The 15,956-nt window shown below is 39.9% G+C and carries 20 protein-coding genes; 4 read left to right on the forward strand and 16 right to left on the reverse strand.

Features of this window, described 5'->3' with window-relative positions:
- Positions 1–136: 136 nt before the first annotated feature.
- From T426_RS0110260 to T426_RS0110280, 5 genes are all read right to left on the reverse strand, one after another.
- A complete protein-coding gene (locus T426_RS0110260; RefSeq protein ID WP_025865825.1) occupies positions 137–1,966 on the reverse strand; it encodes a BamA/TamA family outer membrane protein in 1,830 nt (609 codons plus the stop codon).
- 2 nt (positions 1,967–1,968) lie between these two features.
- Positions 1,969–2,934 carry an MlaD family protein gene (locus T426_RS0110265; protein WP_027585644.1) on the reverse strand — a complete coding sequence of 322 codons (966 nt, stop codon included), beginning with the start codon at positions 2,932–2,934 and terminating at the stop codon, positions 1,969–1,971.
- A gap of 35 nt (positions 2,935–2,969) precedes the next feature.
- Positions 2,970–3,752 carry an ABC transporter ATP-binding protein gene (locus T426_RS0110270; protein ID WP_025865827.1) on the reverse strand — a complete coding sequence of 261 codons (783 nt, stop codon included), beginning with the start codon at positions 3,750–3,752 and terminating at the stop codon, positions 2,970–2,972.
- Positions 3,749–4,591, reverse strand: a complete 843-nt coding sequence (locus tag T426_RS0110275) for an MlaE family ABC transporter permease (RefSeq protein WP_025865828.1) — start codon at positions 4,589–4,591, stop codon at positions 3,749–3,751. Before T426_RS0110275 ends, T426_RS0110270 begins: the two co-directional genes overlap by 4 nt.
- 89 nt (positions 4,592–4,680) lie before the next feature.
- A complete protein-coding gene (locus tag T426_RS0110280; RefSeq protein ID WP_025865829.1) occupies positions 4,681–4,866 on the reverse strand; it encodes a CsbD family protein in 186 nt (61 codons plus the stop codon).
- Between the two features lie 299 nt (positions 4,867–5,165).
- Between T426_RS0110280 and T426_RS0110285 the strand changes: the two genes are divergently transcribed.
- Entirely contained in the window at positions 5,166–5,348 is a 183-nt protein-coding gene (locus tag T426_RS0110285) for a hypothetical protein (RefSeq protein ID WP_025865830.1), read from the forward strand.
- Positions 5,349–5,435: 87 nt separating this feature from the next.
- Entirely contained in the window at positions 5,436–5,966 is a 531-nt protein-coding gene (locus tag T426_RS0110290) for a helix-turn-helix domain-containing protein (RefSeq protein WP_211253560.1), read from the forward strand.
- A 65-nt stretch (positions 5,967–6,031) separates the two neighbouring features.
- On the opposite strand, the gene T426_RS0110295 is transcribed toward T426_RS0110290, so the two are convergent.
- Entirely contained in the window at positions 6,032–6,709 is a 678-nt protein-coding gene (locus T426_RS0110295) for an outer membrane beta-barrel protein (RefSeq protein WP_025865832.1), read from the reverse strand.
- A gap of 17 nt (positions 6,710–6,726) precedes the next feature.
- Positions 6,727–7,398: a YiaD family glycine zipper/OmpA-like lipoprotein gene (locus T426_RS0110300; RefSeq protein WP_027585646.1), complete on the reverse strand. Its 672-nt coding sequence runs from the start codon at positions 7,396–7,398 to the stop codon at positions 6,727–6,729.
- 424 nt (positions 7,399–7,822) lie between these two features.
- Here T426_RS0110300 and T426_RS0110310 point away from each other — a divergent pair, with 424 nt between their 5' ends.
- Positions 7,823–8,038: a hypothetical protein gene (locus T426_RS0110310; RefSeq protein ID WP_025865833.1), complete on the forward strand. Its 216-nt coding sequence runs from the start codon at positions 7,823–7,825 to the stop codon at positions 8,036–8,038.
- A gap of 247 nt (positions 8,039–8,285) precedes the next feature.
- Here T426_RS0110310 and T426_RS0110315 read toward each other — a convergent pair whose 3' ends face one another.
- The 7 genes from T426_RS0110315 to T426_RS25080 form a co-directional block, all read right to left on the reverse strand.
- Entirely contained in the window at positions 8,286–8,564 is a 279-nt protein-coding gene (locus tag T426_RS0110315; RefSeq protein WP_025865834.1) for a YtxH domain-containing protein, read from the reverse strand.
- Positions 8,565–8,708: 144 nt separating this feature from the next.
- A complete protein-coding gene (locus tag T426_RS0110320) occupies positions 8,709–9,521 on the reverse strand; it encodes a M48 family metallopeptidase (RefSeq protein ID WP_025865835.1) in 813 nt (270 codons plus the stop codon).
- 29 nt (positions 9,522–9,550) lie between these two features.
- Positions 9,551–9,706 carry a lmo0937 family membrane protein gene (locus T426_RS25750; protein ID WP_148303839.1) on the reverse strand — a complete coding sequence of 52 codons (156 nt, stop codon included), beginning with the start codon at positions 9,704–9,706 and terminating at the stop codon, positions 9,551–9,553.
- Positions 9,707–9,980: 274 nt separating this feature from the next.
- On the reverse strand, positions 9,981–10,433 hold the full coding sequence (locus T426_RS0110335) for a sll1863 family stress response protein (protein ID WP_025865836.1): 453 nt from the start codon (positions 10,431–10,433) through the stop codon (positions 9,981–9,983).
- A 213-nt stretch (positions 10,434–10,646) separates the two neighbouring features.
- Positions 10,647–10,832: a Thivi_2564 family membrane protein gene (locus T426_RS25545; protein WP_036984966.1), complete on the reverse strand. Its 186-nt coding sequence runs from the start codon at positions 10,830–10,832 to the stop codon at positions 10,647–10,649.
- An 831-nt stretch (positions 10,833–11,663) separates the two neighbouring features.
- Complete coding sequence (locus T426_RS25755) at positions 11,664–11,840, reverse strand: hypothetical protein (protein ID WP_153637606.1); 177 nt, start codon at positions 11,838–11,840, stop codon at positions 11,664–11,666.
- A gap of 101 nt (positions 11,841–11,941) precedes the next feature.
- Positions 11,942–12,970 (reverse strand): toll/interleukin-1 receptor domain-containing protein, encoded by a 1,029-nt coding sequence (locus tag T426_RS25080; RefSeq protein ID WP_025865839.1) that lies wholly within the window; start codon positions 12,968–12,970, stop codon positions 11,942–11,944.
- Positions 12,971–13,560: 590 nt separating this feature from the next.
- On the opposite strand from T426_RS25080, the gene T426_RS0110365 reads away from it, so the two are divergent.
- The gene (locus tag T426_RS0110365; RefSeq protein WP_148303840.1) at positions 13,561–14,274 is read left to right on the forward strand and encodes a DUF6261 family protein; all 714 of its coding nucleotides are present in this window, start codon (positions 13,561–13,563) and stop codon (positions 14,272–14,274) included.
- 191 nt (positions 14,275–14,465) lie between these two features.
- On the opposite strand, the gene T426_RS0110370 is transcribed toward T426_RS0110365, so the two are convergent.
- Both T426_RS0110370 and T426_RS0110380 read right to left on the reverse strand, forming a co-directional pair.
- Positions 14,466–15,446, reverse strand: a complete 981-nt coding sequence (locus T426_RS0110370) for an IS3 family transposase (RefSeq protein ID WP_148303885.1) — start codon at positions 15,444–15,446, stop codon at positions 14,466–14,468.
- Positions 15,362–15,712, reverse strand: a complete 351-nt coding sequence (locus T426_RS0110380) for a hypothetical protein (RefSeq protein ID WP_027585651.1) — start codon at positions 15,710–15,712, stop codon at positions 15,362–15,364. The genes T426_RS0110370 and T426_RS0110380 overlap by 85 nt, the downstream gene beginning before the upstream one ends.
- Positions 15,713–15,956 lie beyond the last annotated feature (244 nt).

A 15,956-nucleotide genomic window follows, 5' to 3' on the forward strand; every position in this document is an offset into this window, starting at 1 on the left:
TGAGTTTTTCCATACATCCACCTTCTCCAAACTCCTCTATTGCTTTAGTTAACTGAAAAATAAAGTTACTCCCGAAAGATGAAGTAGGCGTTACACAATTACGAATAAGAGTTACATCATTCACACATTTGTACAGTTATCGGTACTGGGCTATGGCCGGTTTTCCAATTACAAAATCCCTGAATCCAAAATCAGCCGTTTTAAATGAATTGATTTTAAAAATATTTTGCCCCTTGTCAGGAATTGAAGGATAAAATGAAAGGGATATCTGAAAGGTATTAATCACCAGATTTTCGTTTCTAAATAAAACCCCTAACCCCATTTGTGAATACAACCGGCTATTTCTGAATCCGGTTTCATCGTTGCCAATCATGCCAAGCGAACAAATAAGATAGGGGCCAAAATGGAATCCGATAAGTTTCCATGGCGTATAGGCTTGTGTTTGCAATGTCAGTAAGAGTCGTCTGTCCCCGGTTAATGTCGGACTGTTAAATCCATCCAATCCATAGCCATCGTTGATTGTTAAACTGTCAGTTAAAAACCGGTTTAAGCCTATCGTTACCTGTGGCTTGACAAACTGCCTGAATTTCAATTTCCCGATTTCAAACAAACCTGTAAAATAGTTTAGGTTCACATTAATAGCACCTTGTTCGGTATGCGATCCTCTAAAAAAGGAACCGTATTCGAAGTTTGAACTGAAATATCCCCAGGGATAATATTTTCCCATTGATATACGGGCTCCTAAATATAAACGGCCGATGTCGTCTTTTTTCTGATATCCTCCAGTCAGACTGAAAACTTTCCCTACCGGAACATCTTCGATTAAACCATATCTGAAGATAAACCGATCCTGAAAATAAATACGTGTTGAGATGCCAATGCTTCCCATGTAAAAATTTTCATTGGCGAAATAGTGAAAGGGATCATTCTCCTCATTTGGTTTTTCGAGGTACCTAACCCTTAAAAACCGAAAGGTTGAAACAAAATTGGTAGTGCGTTTAATTAACGTGTTTCCCTTGAATATCTGTTTGGTGTAGCCTGCCCAATAATCCTGCGCATTAAATTTGTAACGTTGTGGTGCAAAATCGCCATGATTTGTCAGGATGGAATCATCGCGAAATTGCTGGGTAAAATTAACACCTGCGGCCCACTTTGACAAAGGCGAGAAAAAGGGACGCTCAACGGATAAATTCTTACTGAGATACTTTTGCTCTTCGATTCCATAGTGCAAAGTTGTACTGATGTATGTGTTCCTGATGTTTGGAATGGAATAGTCTGTATGGAAGGAACTATTTCCCTCTTCATAATTACGGGCGAAATCGTTGTGAAATTCGTGCCCCAAACCTAAAAAGTTTTTGTCAGTTAAAACAATTCGGAAGTGCGAACCAGAAGCTGAACCTTTTGGAATAATGCTCCATTTGTCCAATGTTCGGATGAAAATATCAACAGAATCTGCATTTGTTGAATCAAGAACAACAGAAAATGAGACATCCTGAATATAATTCCGGGTACGCACTAATCGTTCGGATTCTTTGACACGCAAGGAATCGAATGGCTGGTTACGCCGAATAAGAAGGAGATTTCGAATGGTGAGTCTCTGCGATTTGAGATGCAGCGTATTTCCGGTATGCGATAAAAAGTTGTGTTGTTTTTCGATGGTGTCAGAAACGCTATATCCGAAGGGGTCAAGTGTTTCGATGTAAATATTCCTGATCGTTTTTCCCTCAAAGGCGCTGTATGATTTTTGTACCAAGGTTCGATACACCTTCTTGTTGAGAGAATCAATTGCCACTGGTTTAAAAATTAGCCCGTGCAAAAACCGCGTAAACTTGCCCTGTTTCGAATAGGACTCAATATTCCGATAAAGCTTGGTTGAATCTGCATCGGCAGGTGCTTCCTGAGCAAACGCATAACCACTGGTTATGACTGAAACGAAAAACAGTATGACCACTTTTCTGAACCACATTTTCACTTTTCATTTCCAACCGTATAGTCTTTTTCATTTGCATTTTTCATCACGGAATCAATTCTCAATCGTTCTTCTTTTTTAGCCTTTCGTCTAAAATATCTCCTGAATAAGAAATTATGTTTGAGCGCTTCCATATTTTCATCCAGTCCCTGAGAACTGTGTTTGAGATTAGTTATGGTCTCATCCAGGTTTCCGGCGACGATTGAGTCCTGAATTAACATGCCAAGTGTGCCCTCGCCACTGTTTATCTTTACCATGATTTCCCCGAGCTGATTCGATGCAACTTCTGTTTTTCCTGCTGTTTTTTGTAAGCTCTCCATAAAAGCAAACAGATTCTCTTTGGTCGCTTTTATCGTTTCATCCACCCCTTCCGAACTCTTTTTGAGGTTTTCAATGGTCTGATTGATATTTTCTGCAATGGTAGAATCCTGTATTAACCGGCCCAATGCGCCCTGTCCACTATTAATATTCATCATTATTTCGGCAAGTTGCTGTGTAATTGTTTCTGCATTAACAGCTGATGTTTGCAAACTTGCCATTATTGCATCCGTTTCAATCGGCTCTTTGGAAGTGAGTTGCTGTCCGTCTTCTACTATCGGGGCATTGGTACTTCCATACGAAATAATTAGCAGGCGGTCGCCAATGAGTCCTTCGGAACCGATTGCAACCTGACAGTCTGATTTAATAAACTGTTGAACATCTTTTTTAACCAACATATCAACCTGCACCGTTGAGTCATTAATTATTTTGATGTTATCGACCGTGCCAACATTAATTCCGGTAAAACGCACATTATTTCCCACCTGTAATCCGCTTACATTATGGAAAGTTGTAGTAAGTTTAAAAACAGGACTAAACAAATTTTGCTGCTTCCCGATAATAAATATGGCAAGTATAAACAAAGCCACCCCTCCAATGATAAACAGCCCCAACCTTACTTTAAATTTTTCAGTATATGTATCCATGGCTCATTGTTTTAATAGAAATAATATTCCCGGTTTCATCTGAAGAATGACTTAATTTCCGGATCAGTGGAATGCTCAAATGTTTCGAGACTTCCTTCTTTATAAATAGCACCGTCAAGTAGCAAAACAATACGGTTTGCATTTGCGCGTGCACAGGCAATATCGTGTGTAATAATAATGGATGACGTTTTATATTTTGTCTGGACATCGTTGATGAGTAAACTTATCTCATCGGAGGTGGCCGGGTCGAGCCCGGTAGTCGGTTCGTCATACAGCATGATCAGCGGATCCACGACAATTGTGCGCGCAAGGCTTATTCTTTTTCGCATACCGCCCGAAAGTTGTGAGGGCATTTTATTCTGTGCATCGGGCAGGCCCACATTTTCCAATACTTCAGCGATTTTTTCTTTAATGTCTTTTTCAGAAAGATCCTTTCGAATTCTTCGTAACGGAAATTCCAGGTTTTGTTTCACCGTCATCGAATCATACAATGCCCCGCTTTGAAATAAAAAACCAATTTTCTTTCTCAGCTCGTTCAATTCATTTCGTTGTAAAGCCATTACATTTTCATCAAATACACTGATTGTTCCGCCATCGGGATTTAATAACCTGACAATACATTTGATTAAAACAGATTTGCCGCTACCCGATTTGCCAAGTACCACCAGATTCTCGCCATCAAAAAGTTTTAAGGAAACATCTTTTAAAACTTCTTGATTGTTGAATGATTTTCTAAGATTGGTTATTTCAATAACCGGCTCATTATTTTTCGTTTTATAATGAACTTTATCGAATGTTTCTGTTTGCTTTGTCTTCATAACAGGAGCATATCGGTTATTTGTACGGCTATCAGATCGATTATTATCACCAGCAGGGAAGCCATTACCACGGCAGAATTTGCAGCCACTCCTACACTTTCGGTCCCGCGTCCGGCGTTGTACCCTTTATAACATCCGACCAATCCGATTACAGCCCCGAAGAAAAATGATTTTAGAACCGCTGGCAGGAAATCAATAAAATCAACCGGACTAAATGCCTGCGAAAAAAACAGGACAAAGCTTACGCTGCCTTTTATATTTGCTCCGGCCCAACTTCCCAAAATACCGAGAGCATCCGCATATAATATCAGCAAAGGGATCATGAGCGTTGCTGCAGCCACCCGGGTAACAACCAAAAACCGCATCGGATTGATGGAGGAGACTTCCATGGCTTCTATTTGTTCGGTTACTTTCATTGAACCCAGTTCAGCGCCCATGCCCGAACCAATTTTACCGGCACAAATCAACGCCGTTATTACCGGCCCCATCTCTTTGATAAGGGACACAGATACCATTCCCGGGAGCCAGGAAACAGCCCCGAAATCGACAAGCACCGGGCGCGACTGAATCGTTAGCACCAGCCCCATAATGGCCCCGGTAACCGAGACCAGGGGCAGCGTTTTGTAACCAATTTGAAAACATTGGCGAAAAAATTCCCTGAGTTCAAAATCGCGCGAAAACGATTCTCTTACCAGCACAGTAATAAACAGGAAAACTCTGGCAACTTCTGCGAAAAAAATGCTTGCAATTTGTGTTTTCTCCAATGTAGTTTCACTCAGCCTCCTGGAATGATGCACTGCAAATCCTTTAACTTTGATGACCGAAGTGAATTTCCTCATAACAGAACTATTGAATTCAGGCTTTTACACTTTTAAAGTCATCATTAACGGAATATTGTTAATGATGACTTTTCAAAATCTATTTGCGGCTAAAGATTTCGGAAAAACTTTTGCAATTCTTCCTTTGTTTTTCCAAGTTTGATTTGAAGTTTTCCAATCATTTCATCTTTTTTGCCTTCTTCAAACATCAGATCATCGTCTGTTAAATTGGAAAACTTCTGTTTGAGCTTTCCTTTCTGTTCATTCCAGTTTCCTTTTGCTTCAAGCTTATTCATTTTCAATTTTTTTGATTTCCATAACGGACAGGACAGGCGTGAAATTTTTTCACGCCTAATAAAGATAAATGCTGTAATTCAGGAAAGTATTACACAATTCATGATAAGAGTTACATCATTCACACCTGCATGATGTATTTTACTTCCGTTTTAATTTTTTAAGAATTGGCGGGATTACCAAAGACGAGGGAATAGTTTAAATGATGTAACTTTTTAACAGAATTATGTAAGATTTCTAAGAGGCAAATGAACTACCTTTGCTATTCCTGAAATCTATTTCTGGAGCTAATTTGCACATTATGTACAATAATGCCATTGGATACTGGAACGGGAAAAAAGAAAAAATCAAACAGAAGTTTTCCATTTTAACCGATGACGATTTGAACTTTCCCAAGGGAAAGGAAAAAGAAATGGTTGAAATGCTGGGATATAAACTTGGCAAGACCATAGAAGAAATACGCGCTATTATTACATCGCTCTGATGAATATGCCTTTTGAGCTACACAGAGCTCCGTCGATTCTTTGAAATATTAATTCAACAAATCAGCATGATTTTACATATTAAAAATATGGAAAGCAGCAGATGTAAAACCTTCGTGAGAAATGAAATGAACAAACTTGGGATTCACGATATGACCGTTGAACTGGGCAAGATCGAAATAATGGGGGAACTGTCAGAAAAGAAATTACAAATGTTTGATGCTGCTCTCCGAAATGCTGGTTTGGAATTAATTCGAGATAAGAAAATGCAACATATTGAGAAAATCAAGGCTGCCATATATGAATTGGTTTATCTCGAGGACGATCTTCCCAAACCCAACAATTCCGATTACATCAGTAAAAAAGTCAGCCTCAGTTACACTTACATAAACACTGTTTTTTCGGAAATGCTGGGGACTACCATTGAAAAATACATTATCGAACAGCGAATTGAACGGGTTAAAGAATTACTCGCATATACCGAACTCAGTCTTACTGATATGGCCTTCAAATTGCACTTCAGCAGTGTGGCCCATTTGTCAAGCCAGTTTAAAAAGCTTACTGGTGTAAACCCTTCTTTCTATCAGAAACTTCGGAATAGAGGAAAGGTTAAACCATAAAAACCTGAAAAGGCCATCTGTAAACAACAATACAGATGGCCTTTTTTGGTTGGAATAATTATTGATTAAAACCGGTACCCAAGCGAGATGCCGTACCCCGTATTTTTAACTGATGATTGATCGTCAGAAACCCGGTTGTCTTCCGGATTGATTTTAACCAAGCCAAGCTGTGTGTTCAGTTGTATGAATATCCCGCTTGCCAACTCATAGCCAAAAAACAGATTAGCCCCGGCATCAAAGGGTTTAAAGTACGCCACTGTCAATGGGTCGCCGGCATCCACGGTGCTTTTAAACTCGATATCCGAAGACACCGTTACAGCTCCTCCTTCAAAAGTTGCTTTACCACCAACACCATAAGCCATAAAGGGGCCAAAACCAAGCATGAAATAACCATTCCCAAGCCAGACTTTATAAACAAAATTCAAAGGCAATTCAATGTATGAAAGTTTATAGGTACTTGTTATTAGGCCATCCTTATTTTTTGCCCCTTTTGTGCTTAGCATTAGTCCAGGTTGAAAGTAAAACTCGGAAGCAACTGGGATCTGAATATTGATTCCGCCATGAAAACCAATGATCATATCATTTTTGAGCTTGTTGCCACTCATATCATCCCCATTCAAATTCTGAAAATTTATCCCTCCAAGAATAGCAATGGATGTTTTTGGCTGATCATTGCCTTGGGCAAAAACCAGTGAAGTGGAGAGTAAAAATAGCAATACAAGAGAAACTGATTTTGTTTTCATACGTCAAGTTATTTAGTTCAATTAGTTGTTTGTTTCGCGGCTTCAGCCTTCATCTTTTCATTTGCCGTGATTAAAAATTCAACCCTGCGGTTTTGCATGCGGCCGTCTGCATCAGCATTGGAATATTTGGGCATTGTTTCGCCAAACCCTTTTCTTGTAATGCGATCGTAAGCAATACCTTGAGCGGTCAAATAACCAGATACGGCACCAGCCCTTTGTTCCGACAGGGTTTGGTTATAGGCTTCACTCCCTCGACTATCGGTATGACCCTGGACTTCAATATTCGTTTCCGAATAATTATTCAGGACGAGTACCAGTTTATCCAGGTTGGTTTTAGCGTCGTTCGATAGGTTCGATTTGTCGAAAGCGAACAGCACATTACTGTTAAACTCGACAACAATACCTTCGCCAACGCGTTCGACTTTTGCATCAGGAACCGTTTTTTTGATTTCTTCGGCCTGCTTGTCCATTTGTCGGCCAATTATTGCACCCGATGCACCTCCCACGGCTGCTCCGATAATTGCACCTAATGCTGTATTTCCCGAAGCCCTGCCAATTACGGCACCCGCCGTCCCTCCGGCAGCAGTTCCGATAACAGCCCCTTTCTGTGTTTTATTCCAGGTAGCGCATCCTGAAAAAATAAAAGCCGCGCTTAAAAGCACGATTAAACTCATTCTCATCTTTTTCATACTAACACATTTAATTGTTTAAGACAGTTGCGCAGTGAACGAATCCATTCCGAAGAAAAAGACCGAATTAGTTCATTATATTTTTCTGCCTCGGGTCATTGCTGTTCTCCTTGCTCATGGATTGAAAAGTTCTTTTCAGTTGGTTTCTGAGTCTTAGTACATCTTGTTCTCCGACGGCTCGAAATACATCCCTCATCCGGGGTTCTTTTGATTTTGCTTTATTGGTTTTCATCTTGTTCCTGATTGAAGGTTTCTACTCGCTGGTCTTCAGGTAAAGGTATTTCGTGTTGAAAGAAAAAGTGTTACACAATTTAAACCAAAGCTTACATCATTCACACATTGGTAACTCTTTTGAAAAGAAAAACCGAAGTGCGCAAGAACCTGATATGCTGTTGTTGTGGCTGGACTTTTATTCACTGCATTTATGAAAGGTGTGAATCATGTAACTCTTCCCGAGAATTGTGTAACATTTTCCGGGGCACTTGTTGCTATCTTTGCCTGTAAAGAGACAAGCAAAATAACATCGAATAAAATGAAGGTTTTAAAATTTATGGTGGTTGGGTTGCTGTTGTTTTTTACTGTGGATGCAGAAGCTCAGGTATCAGTGAACATCAGCTCAGGGAAACAGACACAACAATAGTAAAAAGAGGAGATAATATTGACAATTTGAGTGATCGGATAAAACAGGAGTTCAAAGATTGATTGAAATCTTTGAACGAAGTAAGCGTTCTTTAGGTTTCTATATTTTGCAAGATTAGTTTGTTTACAGGTAGGCGGGTTTCAAATCCACCTACCTGTTTTTCTTTGCAAAAGTTAAAACCTAATCTGACGGTACGCATTTTTACCTCTCCATGGGCTGGAGTTTCACTCCTTTTAGAATCGTTGTATTAAACCGTGGCTGCTTTTTTGTTCTTCTCGGCTTTTTCCGGTTTTGCCATTTTCTTTTCGGCAAAATCTGAAACTCCATCTTTTACCTTTTCAACTTTTTCGTTGATATCATCAACAAAATCGTCGAACTTTTCTTTTAGGGATTCCGTATAGTTTTCTCCCTTTCTCAATATCCTTTTCCGGGTCCTGGAACCTTTAGCCGGAGCAAATAAAATTCCTGTCAATGCACCTGCGGCCAGACCGGCCAATACACCTAAAAACACTTTTCCTGAGCTCATAATATTTATCATTTTTGTGAAATAACTGGTATAAATTTCAACCTATTTTTACTGATAAGCATGACACAATTACGGGAAAGCCTGAGGTCTTTCCCGTGTTGCAATTCTTATCTTAACTTATTAAAACAGAATCTTCCATACGCCCTAATTGCTCTGATTATAGTATTTCAGGGCTTCCGGCATAAATTGTTTTAGCTTCCTTAACCTTGTTTCATCTGAAGGGTGTGTGCTCAAAAACTCTGGAGGACTCCCCCCTCCTAAATCAGTCATTCGTTGCCAGAAGGGAATTGCTTCCCGCGGATCATACCCCGCCATGGCTGCAAATATTAACCCGTACTGATCCGCTTCCGTTTCCTGTTGTCGCGACCAGGGCAACAGAGCTCCGACCTGGCTTCCAATAGCATAGGACTGCAAAAACAAATTTTGGGTTTCAGTGGGTTTTTGCGAGATCGCAACCTGTAAGGCCATACCTCCCAATTGCTGCATCATCCCCTGACTCATTCGTTCGCTGCCATGTTTTGCAATGGCATGAGCAATTTCATGTCCGACAACAATTGCCAGAGCCGTTTCGTTCTGTGTTACGGAAAGCAATCCGGTGTACACAACAACCTTTCCGCCGGGCATGCACCAGGCATTGATATCTTTACTTTCAATGGTATTAAACTCCCAGTCATATCCTTCCAGTACCGATCCTTTTCCCTGGCTTTGATAATACTTCGTAATTGCACTTGAAATGCGTGCACCAACCCGGTCTACCATCTCAGCATTTTTACTTCTGCCTGGGTTTAATACCTCGTGCTCCGACAAAAAAGTATGGTACTGATTCGTGGCCATCAATTGCAGCTCCGATTCCTGAATTAAACTCAGTTGCTTGCGTCCTGTTACCTTGTTTAGTAGACATCCGGTAAGCAAAGCCGCAATAAGCAACAATAATAGAATTGACTTTTTTGCTTTCATTTCCAAAATGCTTAAAAAACAAATTCTTTTTATAGAACCCTTCTTCCCTGAATAACTCTTAATATTATCGCAATAATTGCAATAACCAGAAGTACGTGAATGATGCCCCCGGTATGAAATCCCAGGAATCCGACTGCCCATCCTATAATCAGGATGATGGCAATGATATAAAGCAAATTTCCCATGATTCTTTGTTTTAATTGTTTTTGTATTCGGCTACCTGTTGGTTCAGGTGTTTCCTTCTTATCTGTTCTGAACCGTTATAAAATCAATTAAGTACCTGCTTGAAATTCCATATGCTCGTACCTAAATCTGCACTCTTTTTCCTCCCAAAGTCATTGGATATAACCAGTTGTACCTCCCAGACTCTTACTGAGAGTATTGTATCGAGGAATTTAAAGGTTTTGTGATTTAGGGAAGCTCCGAGAGTCATGATGGTTTTATTTTTTCAATTTCAGGCTATTTTACATTGTCAACAGTAAAATCAGATATGGCTTTACCAAGCTTATTCATATCGCTTTTGAATTCCAATTTGAATTCTTGCCATTGGCTAGGATCTTCTTCTTTGAATTCCTCCAGCTTCATTTTAAGCTCACTGTTCTTTTGTTCCAATTTAGCAACCGCTTTCTCATATTTGGCTTTGGTGGCTTTGTTACCGTTTTCGATTTTTAATTTGAATGCGGCAATATTTTTTTCATTGTTGCTGATGATCAGGTACGATTCGTTTTTAAATTGTTGGATCGAATCTTTCAATGCCTGAGTTAACTCCTGCTGAGCTTCCACTACCTGCATCTTTGCATCATGCACATTATCCTTCGCATTTTTTACTTTTTGAGAAGACGACTGACAACTGAACAATAGCGTTCCTGCCAAAAAAAGGGTAAAGGTGAAGGTCGAAATTTTATTTCTCATGGTCTTCAATTTTTAGTTTTGCAACTCAATGATTGCATATCCAAAGTTATTTCTATTTGTAATGGAGGTTGTTACATTACTTTAGAAATAAGTTACATCATTCACACATTTACCTTTCCACTGTACATTTTTAAAAGCCTGAATTCATTTAAACAGCAATTATAAGAAACCGTATTTTCAATCTCCATCAAGTATCAGATGAGAAAGCTGCACTTATATCTGAATGTTCTGCAAACTGCCCAGAACACCAAATACTTTCAGAAGCCAAATCACAAGGATAATGACAACAACGGCATTAAGAATAGTTTTAATAGTGCGCTGCATGGGAATAAAGCTGTTTATCAGCCAAAGGACAACCCCAACGACCAGAATGACAACAATGACGGTTAAAATAGACATAGCATTGAATTTTAAAATTGTTACTAAATCTTACATACCAAAGGTCAGATTCCATGCAATAAAAACCATTACACAATTTCCGGCAAGAGTTACATCATTCACACATTCGGCAAAGGAGAATATCTTATTTTTTACCACTCATCTTTAGACTGTTAAATGACTCAAGGGAGAAAACAAAGCGGATCCTGTTTTTGAATGCCCCATCGGCTGAAGTCATGCTTTTGGAAACCAGTAAGGGAATATAAATTTCGAAAAAGTCCCAAATACCGGTTTTCAAACCGGCCTCGTAGAAAAACGGGGAATTTTGGCCTACTGTTGCGCCATGATCGTTGAGTAATAAATTGAGAAAAGGTTTTACCGGAAACCGCGCAGCTTTGCCGGGCAAATTACTTGTAAAGGACATTGATAAAAGCCACCGGCTGTAACCCAAGCTATCGTTCATCGGCGATACCAACCCTCCTTCGGAAAGGGTCATTTGTCGCGAGAAGAAGTTTTCGGGAAACACACTGAAACGGTCGGGGTACGTACCCTGATACAGATACCGGTTGCCCGCCACGGATGTAGCAGTGAAACCGGCTCTCCAGCATGTTGGAACCGTAGCTGGCGTAGTAGATGGCGGGGATTTTCATGAGTGTTCGAGATGATGCGTTAAATCTAGTTGTCGATGTTATTTAGAACTGTTTTTATTTTTACAGGTTTCAACAATGTTGTAAACCAGCCTGGTTGTGGCCCAACGAATCCTATAATAACCGGTTAATCTTTTGGAAGACGGACGATCATCAAAGAAGAAATCATCATCTGCATTTATCTCAACCCGAAAAACAAATCATTTTATGTTTCTTTTCCAATTGGGTATATCTCATTAGCATCCACCTGGACTAAGTTACCTGTTCCAAATTCTCTTATTAATATTCCCTTTTTAATTTTTGGATTAATTTCTATTATTTGATAAACTGTGTCATTATCAATCGCAAGTCTTACTTGCTGTCCGATCTCAAATTTTTCCATATGTTAATATTTTTAATATAAATACGTCTAGTTATGAAAAAGGATAAAGTTGGCTGCAATTTTTTTTCTCCTTGTAGTTAAAATCTTTTGAATCCTAATGTTTATTCGCTGTTACCTCTTAGCTTGCTTTCTCTTAGTTTAATTTCATTTACGATCACTTCTCTTACAGCTACTGTTGCTATTTCATGAGCAGTTAATTTTATGTTGGAATTATCCTTTTTTACAAATATTGGATTTAGATTCTCCTCCAAGTCAAATTTGTAATTTGTTTTGTAAATAATTTTGGGAGTATCTCTGTAGTCTATAGAAGGAGATAAACCAACAGGTCCTTTGAAGAAATTTAGCACAACATATGCGTTTGTTGCTGAATTAGAATAACTATTGTGTGTCCCAAAATAAAAAGTATAATTTATCGTAGAGAGTAAGATGCTAGGTTCATCAGTGGTTTTAACTTCAAAATGTAATCCGAAATTTGTCGTGTAATTTTGAAGCGATTCAGATATTTGTTGTACTATTTGATTTGTAGTTGTATGAAATAATTCAACTCCCTTTTCACTATCTATTATGGCATTCTTTTTTCTGTGAAATTCCTCTTTTTTTCTATAATCAAGTATTGTCTTATCAACTTCCGGAATTGCAGCGTTATCGAATTCAGGAAGTTTTCCTATAGGAGGTTTGACTATTAGTGGCTTGTCAACAATTATTTTAATAAGTTCAAAGAATTTAGAATCAAATTTATTGTCATTACGCATGTCGTGAAATAATCGAGTATGTAAAAATGCCGGGCAACTTGAGTTCTTTGTTCCATCTCGAAGTATGGGAATTATTCTAGATTTGTCAGGCTCACTATTATAGAATTCTTCAGTTAAAAGTGAATACTCATAGCCAACACCACCTTCTCGTTTATCTGCTTTTAATTTATAATTGGGGGTTAGGATTACCAAAACTTTGTCCGCAGTGGTTGCTTTTTCCATAAAGTAAGTCATTTCATGCCCAGCTGATAGGTCATATTGATCAAGCCAAACGTCAATGCCATTCTTTACTAAATTGTTTGAAAGATTAAGAACCCATTCTTTGTGCTCCTCATTGTTGTCCCATGAATATGAAACGAATACTGTTTTATGTGTCATTTTTTCCTTGTATCTAGGTTTTTTATGTCTTCCTCCTCATTCCACCCCTGAAAGTACTCATTTTTTCATCATCAACATAATCAATTGTGCTTTGGGAGTTGTCCCAAACGTTCGCTGCGGGAAAGTGGGGCCTTCAGTATATCCTAATTGTCTCGCTGGCAACAAACAGGGGCGTTCGAGTATTCGAAAACCCTCGCCGGGGAAAAAAGGAAGGTTTTCGAGTTGTCGAATGGCGTCCCCGGACAAAAAGTGGAGCTTTTCGAATTGTCGAATGGCTCGCCCGGGCAAAAAGTGAACGTTTTCGAGTATTCGAATGGCTTCCCTGGGCAAAAAGAGAGCTTTTCGAGTTGTCGAACGGCTTCCCTGAGCGAAAGTATGACTTTTCGAGTATTCGAACGACTATATAATAAGCCGGGAGATAAGTAAATGGTTTTATTTTAGCCGATTTATGCCGAAGAACATCAATGAATTGTGATAATTTTATCATAAATTAGTAATCAGTTAAATAACCAGACAGTCGAAACCCTAACTAAATTTTTTGAAAATGGTTCAGTTAACCTTTTCTTACGTCGAATTAAAAATTTTCTACCATGCTTAAGAGAATAAGTTCTAATAGCCGCTCTACGGAGGTAGGTTCGGCTATGACTCGCATGACTAAAGCGTATAACAACGCTAACCTAACTACCGACAGCTACCTGGACGAGCTAATGACCGGGCTGTCGGCTGAAAATAATCTGCTAACCAAGGCTGTGGACCGCTCGAAGGCGGAATCGCAGCTGGAAGAGAAGGACGATGTGCGCGATGATAAAATCCGCTCGCTCTTTCAGTTTGTGAAGGGACAGACCGTTCATCCCGACCCGGCGATCCGTGCGGCTGCGGAGACGCTGATGGTTGTGTTCGATAAATACGGCTTGTCGATGGTAGATGATAGCTATGGTACCGAGACCACGCTGGTGAAGTCGCTGCTCGACGAACTGGGCGAGGATTCGCTGCAGGCATCCATCACGGCGGTGGCCGGTACAGCCGAACTGATTGCCCAACTACAGGCCGCACAGGATGATTTTGAGGATTTCAGGGTGGAGTACCAGACCGAGAAGGGGAAGGAGAAGAAACTGGAGAGTGCGACCACGATTAAGAAACGGATGGTGGTTACCATTAACGATAAGCTGGTGGTGCACCTGCGGGCGATGCTCAATATGGATGAAGCGCTGTACGGCAGTTTCGTGGGGGCGGTATCGACCATTATCGCCGAGAATAACGAGGAGGTGAAGAAACGCCGCAAAAAGCCGGAACCGGCTGCATAATACGGGCCTTCGGGCCAGCTACCTTTGGGTTACGACTTCGTTGGTTTGTTTTTATAAGAGGCTATTGTATAGCCGTCCGCCTCACCTCTCCGGTGGGGCGGTTTTTTTATCCATCCACCCTATTACGGTATACATAACTTTTATGCAGTATGGATTGCGACGTGTGTATCGTCCTAAAAAAAGTTTACAGGTTAGACATTTAAATTTACTTGTTTTTTATAATAGGTTTTCCATCTTTTTTTGAGTGTACCTGATCTGAGATGTGCCTGTTCTGGTGTGAGCATATTACAGCTCAGATGTGGACGCTTATTGTTATACTTGTTTATTGTTTTTTCTAACTGACTGTTTGTGAAAATGATGTTCTTGCTTACTTCGAGATGAAGATATTCATCTTTAAGAATACCGTTAATTCTCTCGGCAATGGCATTGTCCCGTGGATTACTGTTCTCTGTCATGCTAACCTGAATTTGGTAATCCTGAAGCAGGTTGACATATTCCTTAGAACAATACTGAATCCCCCGGTCTGAATGATGTATTAATCCTGCGACAGGTTGACCGAGACTTTTTAAAGCCCTCTGCAAACAGGCAACAGCATGTGTACTATCCAGATCAATGGCCAGATGGTATCCCAATATTTTTTTTGAATAGGCATCTGTCAGTAAGAATAAATACCGGAAACCGGAATGCGTTTTTAGATAGGTAATATCACTTACCCATAGCTGGTTTGGGCCGGAAGGTATGAACCCCTGGATTAAGTTGGGATACTTTCTGTACCAGTGATGAGAATTGGTGGTGATGTGTTGTCGCCTCCTTTTCCTGACCAGCATTCCTTCAATGGAAAGTAAGTCAAACAAAGCATCACGTCCCATCTTAATGCCGAGCATTTCTAAATCAGGCTTGAGTAGATGATATAGTTTGCGGGTTCCCATTCTCGGATGCTCTTTTCTAATTTGTTCAACCAGCTGAACAATAATATGATTTTCGACAATCGCCCGTTCCAGCTTTTTATAATGCTTGTGATAAGCTTGCCTGGTGAAACCAAACAGTCGGCATATCCTGCCCAGACCAACGCGAGGATAGCAATACTTTAACGCCTGGACCGTTTGGTTACGGACTTTTTTCTGATCGGAATGTGAAATTGCTTTTCTGCAATATCGATCATTTGTGAAAATCCTTCGGAGCGGAGTTTCTCATCTTCCAGTTGTTTTTCCAACTCCTTAATACGTCTCAGAAGGGCCGTTTTGGAGATTTTATCATCCGGTTCCATACCAACAGAATAAACCTTTTCATTACCAAATTTACGAATCCATTTTAAAACTGTTGTGTGCCCTTTAATATGGTACTTCCGTCGGGCTGCTTCTTTGGTAATAAGCCCCATTTGTACTTCGTTAACGACTTGTTTTATAAAACTCTCGCTATACATACTAAATCCTGCCATAAGTTTACTTTTTGTGTAAACCTATTTCAGGACAAGACAGTGTCCTCCTCTGGAGGAGGTGGCCGACAGGCCGGAGGAGGAGTTTTTCAATGAATAATGGAAAATTTATCCTCCCCCTTTCATTCCCCCTCCAAAGGGGGACAGCGCGCCAAGCTACTGCAGGATAAAACGGTTTGGTCCGGAATTGGGATGTTCAATTAATCCCGACGGGATGGCAGGATTGTAGAGAAAAGATAGGTATATA

It is taken from the genome of Prolixibacter bellariivorans ATCC BAA-1284, assembly GCF_000621705.1.
Classification (GTDB): Bacteria; Bacteroidota; Bacteroidia; order Bacteroidales; family Prolixibacteraceae; genus Prolixibacter; species Prolixibacter bellariivorans.

Bases quoted from the DNA above. Each gene is read 5' to 3' on its own strand.
- T426_RS0110260 (WP_025865825.1), bottom strand. From the start codon at position 1,966: ATGTGGTTCAGAAAAGTGGTCATACTGTTTTTCGTTTCAGTCATAACC.
- T426_RS0110265 (WP_027585644.1), bottom strand. From the start codon at position 2,934: ATGGATACATATACTGAAAAATTTAAAGTAAGGTTGGGGCTGTTTATC.
- T426_RS0110270 (WP_025865827.1), bottom strand. From the start codon at position 3,752: ATGAAGACAAAGCAAACAGAAACATTCGATAAAGTTCATTATAAAACG.
- T426_RS0110275 (WP_025865828.1), bottom strand. From the start codon at position 4,591: ATGAGGAAATTCACTTCGGTCATCAAAGTTAAAGGATTTGCAGTGCAT.
- T426_RS0110280 (WP_025865829.1), bottom strand. From the start codon at position 4,866: ATGAATAAGCTTGAAGCAAAAGGAAACTGGAATGAACAGAAAGGAAAG.
- T426_RS0110285 (WP_025865830.1), top strand. From the start codon at position 5,166: ATGTACAATAATGCCATTGGATACTGGAACGGGAAAAAAGAAAAAATC.
- T426_RS0110290 (WP_211253560.1), top strand. From the start codon at position 5,436: ATGGAAAGCAGCAGATGTAAAACCTTCGTGAGAAATGAAATGAACAAA.
- T426_RS0110295 (WP_025865832.1), bottom strand. From the start codon at position 6,709: ATGAAAACAAAATCAGTTTCTCTTGTATTGCTATTTTTACTCTCCACT.
- T426_RS0110300 (WP_027585646.1), bottom strand. From the start codon at position 7,398: ATGAAAAAGATGAGAATGAGTTTAATCGTGCTTTTAAGCGCGGCTTTT.
- T426_RS0110310 (WP_025865833.1), top strand. From the start codon at position 7,823: ATGAAAGGTGTGAATCATGTAACTCTTCCCGAGAATTGTGTAACATTT.
- T426_RS0110315 (WP_025865834.1), bottom strand. From the start codon at position 8,564: ATGAGCTCAGGAAAAGTGTTTTTAGGTGTATTGGCCGGTCTGGCCGCA.
- T426_RS0110320 (WP_025865835.1), bottom strand. From the start codon at position 9,521: ATGAAAGCAAAAAAGTCAATTCTATTATTGTTGCTTATTGCGGCTTTG.
- T426_RS25750 (WP_148303839.1), bottom strand. From the start codon at position 9,706: ATGGGAAATTTGCTTTATATCATTGCCATCATCCTGATTATAGGATGG.
- T426_RS0110335 (WP_025865836.1), bottom strand. From the start codon at position 10,433: ATGAGAAATAAAATTTCGACCTTCACCTTTACCCTTTTTTTGGCAGGA.
- T426_RS25545 (WP_036984966.1), bottom strand. From the start codon at position 10,832: ATGTCTATTTTAACCGTCATTGTTGTCATTCTGGTCGTTGGGGTTGTC.
- T426_RS25755 (WP_153637606.1), bottom strand. From the start codon at position 11,840: ATGGAAAAATTTGAGATCGGACAGCAAGTAAGACTTGCGATTGATAAT.
- T426_RS25080 (WP_025865839.1), bottom strand. From the start codon at position 12,970: ATGACACATAAAACAGTATTCGTTTCATATTCATGGGACAACAATGAG.
- T426_RS0110365 (WP_148303840.1), top strand. From the start codon at position 13,561: ATGCTTAAGAGAATAAGTTCTAATAGCCGCTCTACGGAGGTAGGTTCG.
- T426_RS0110380 (WP_027585651.1), bottom strand. From the start codon at position 15,712: ATGGCAGGATTTAGTATGTATAGCGAGAGTTTTATAAAACAAGTCGTT.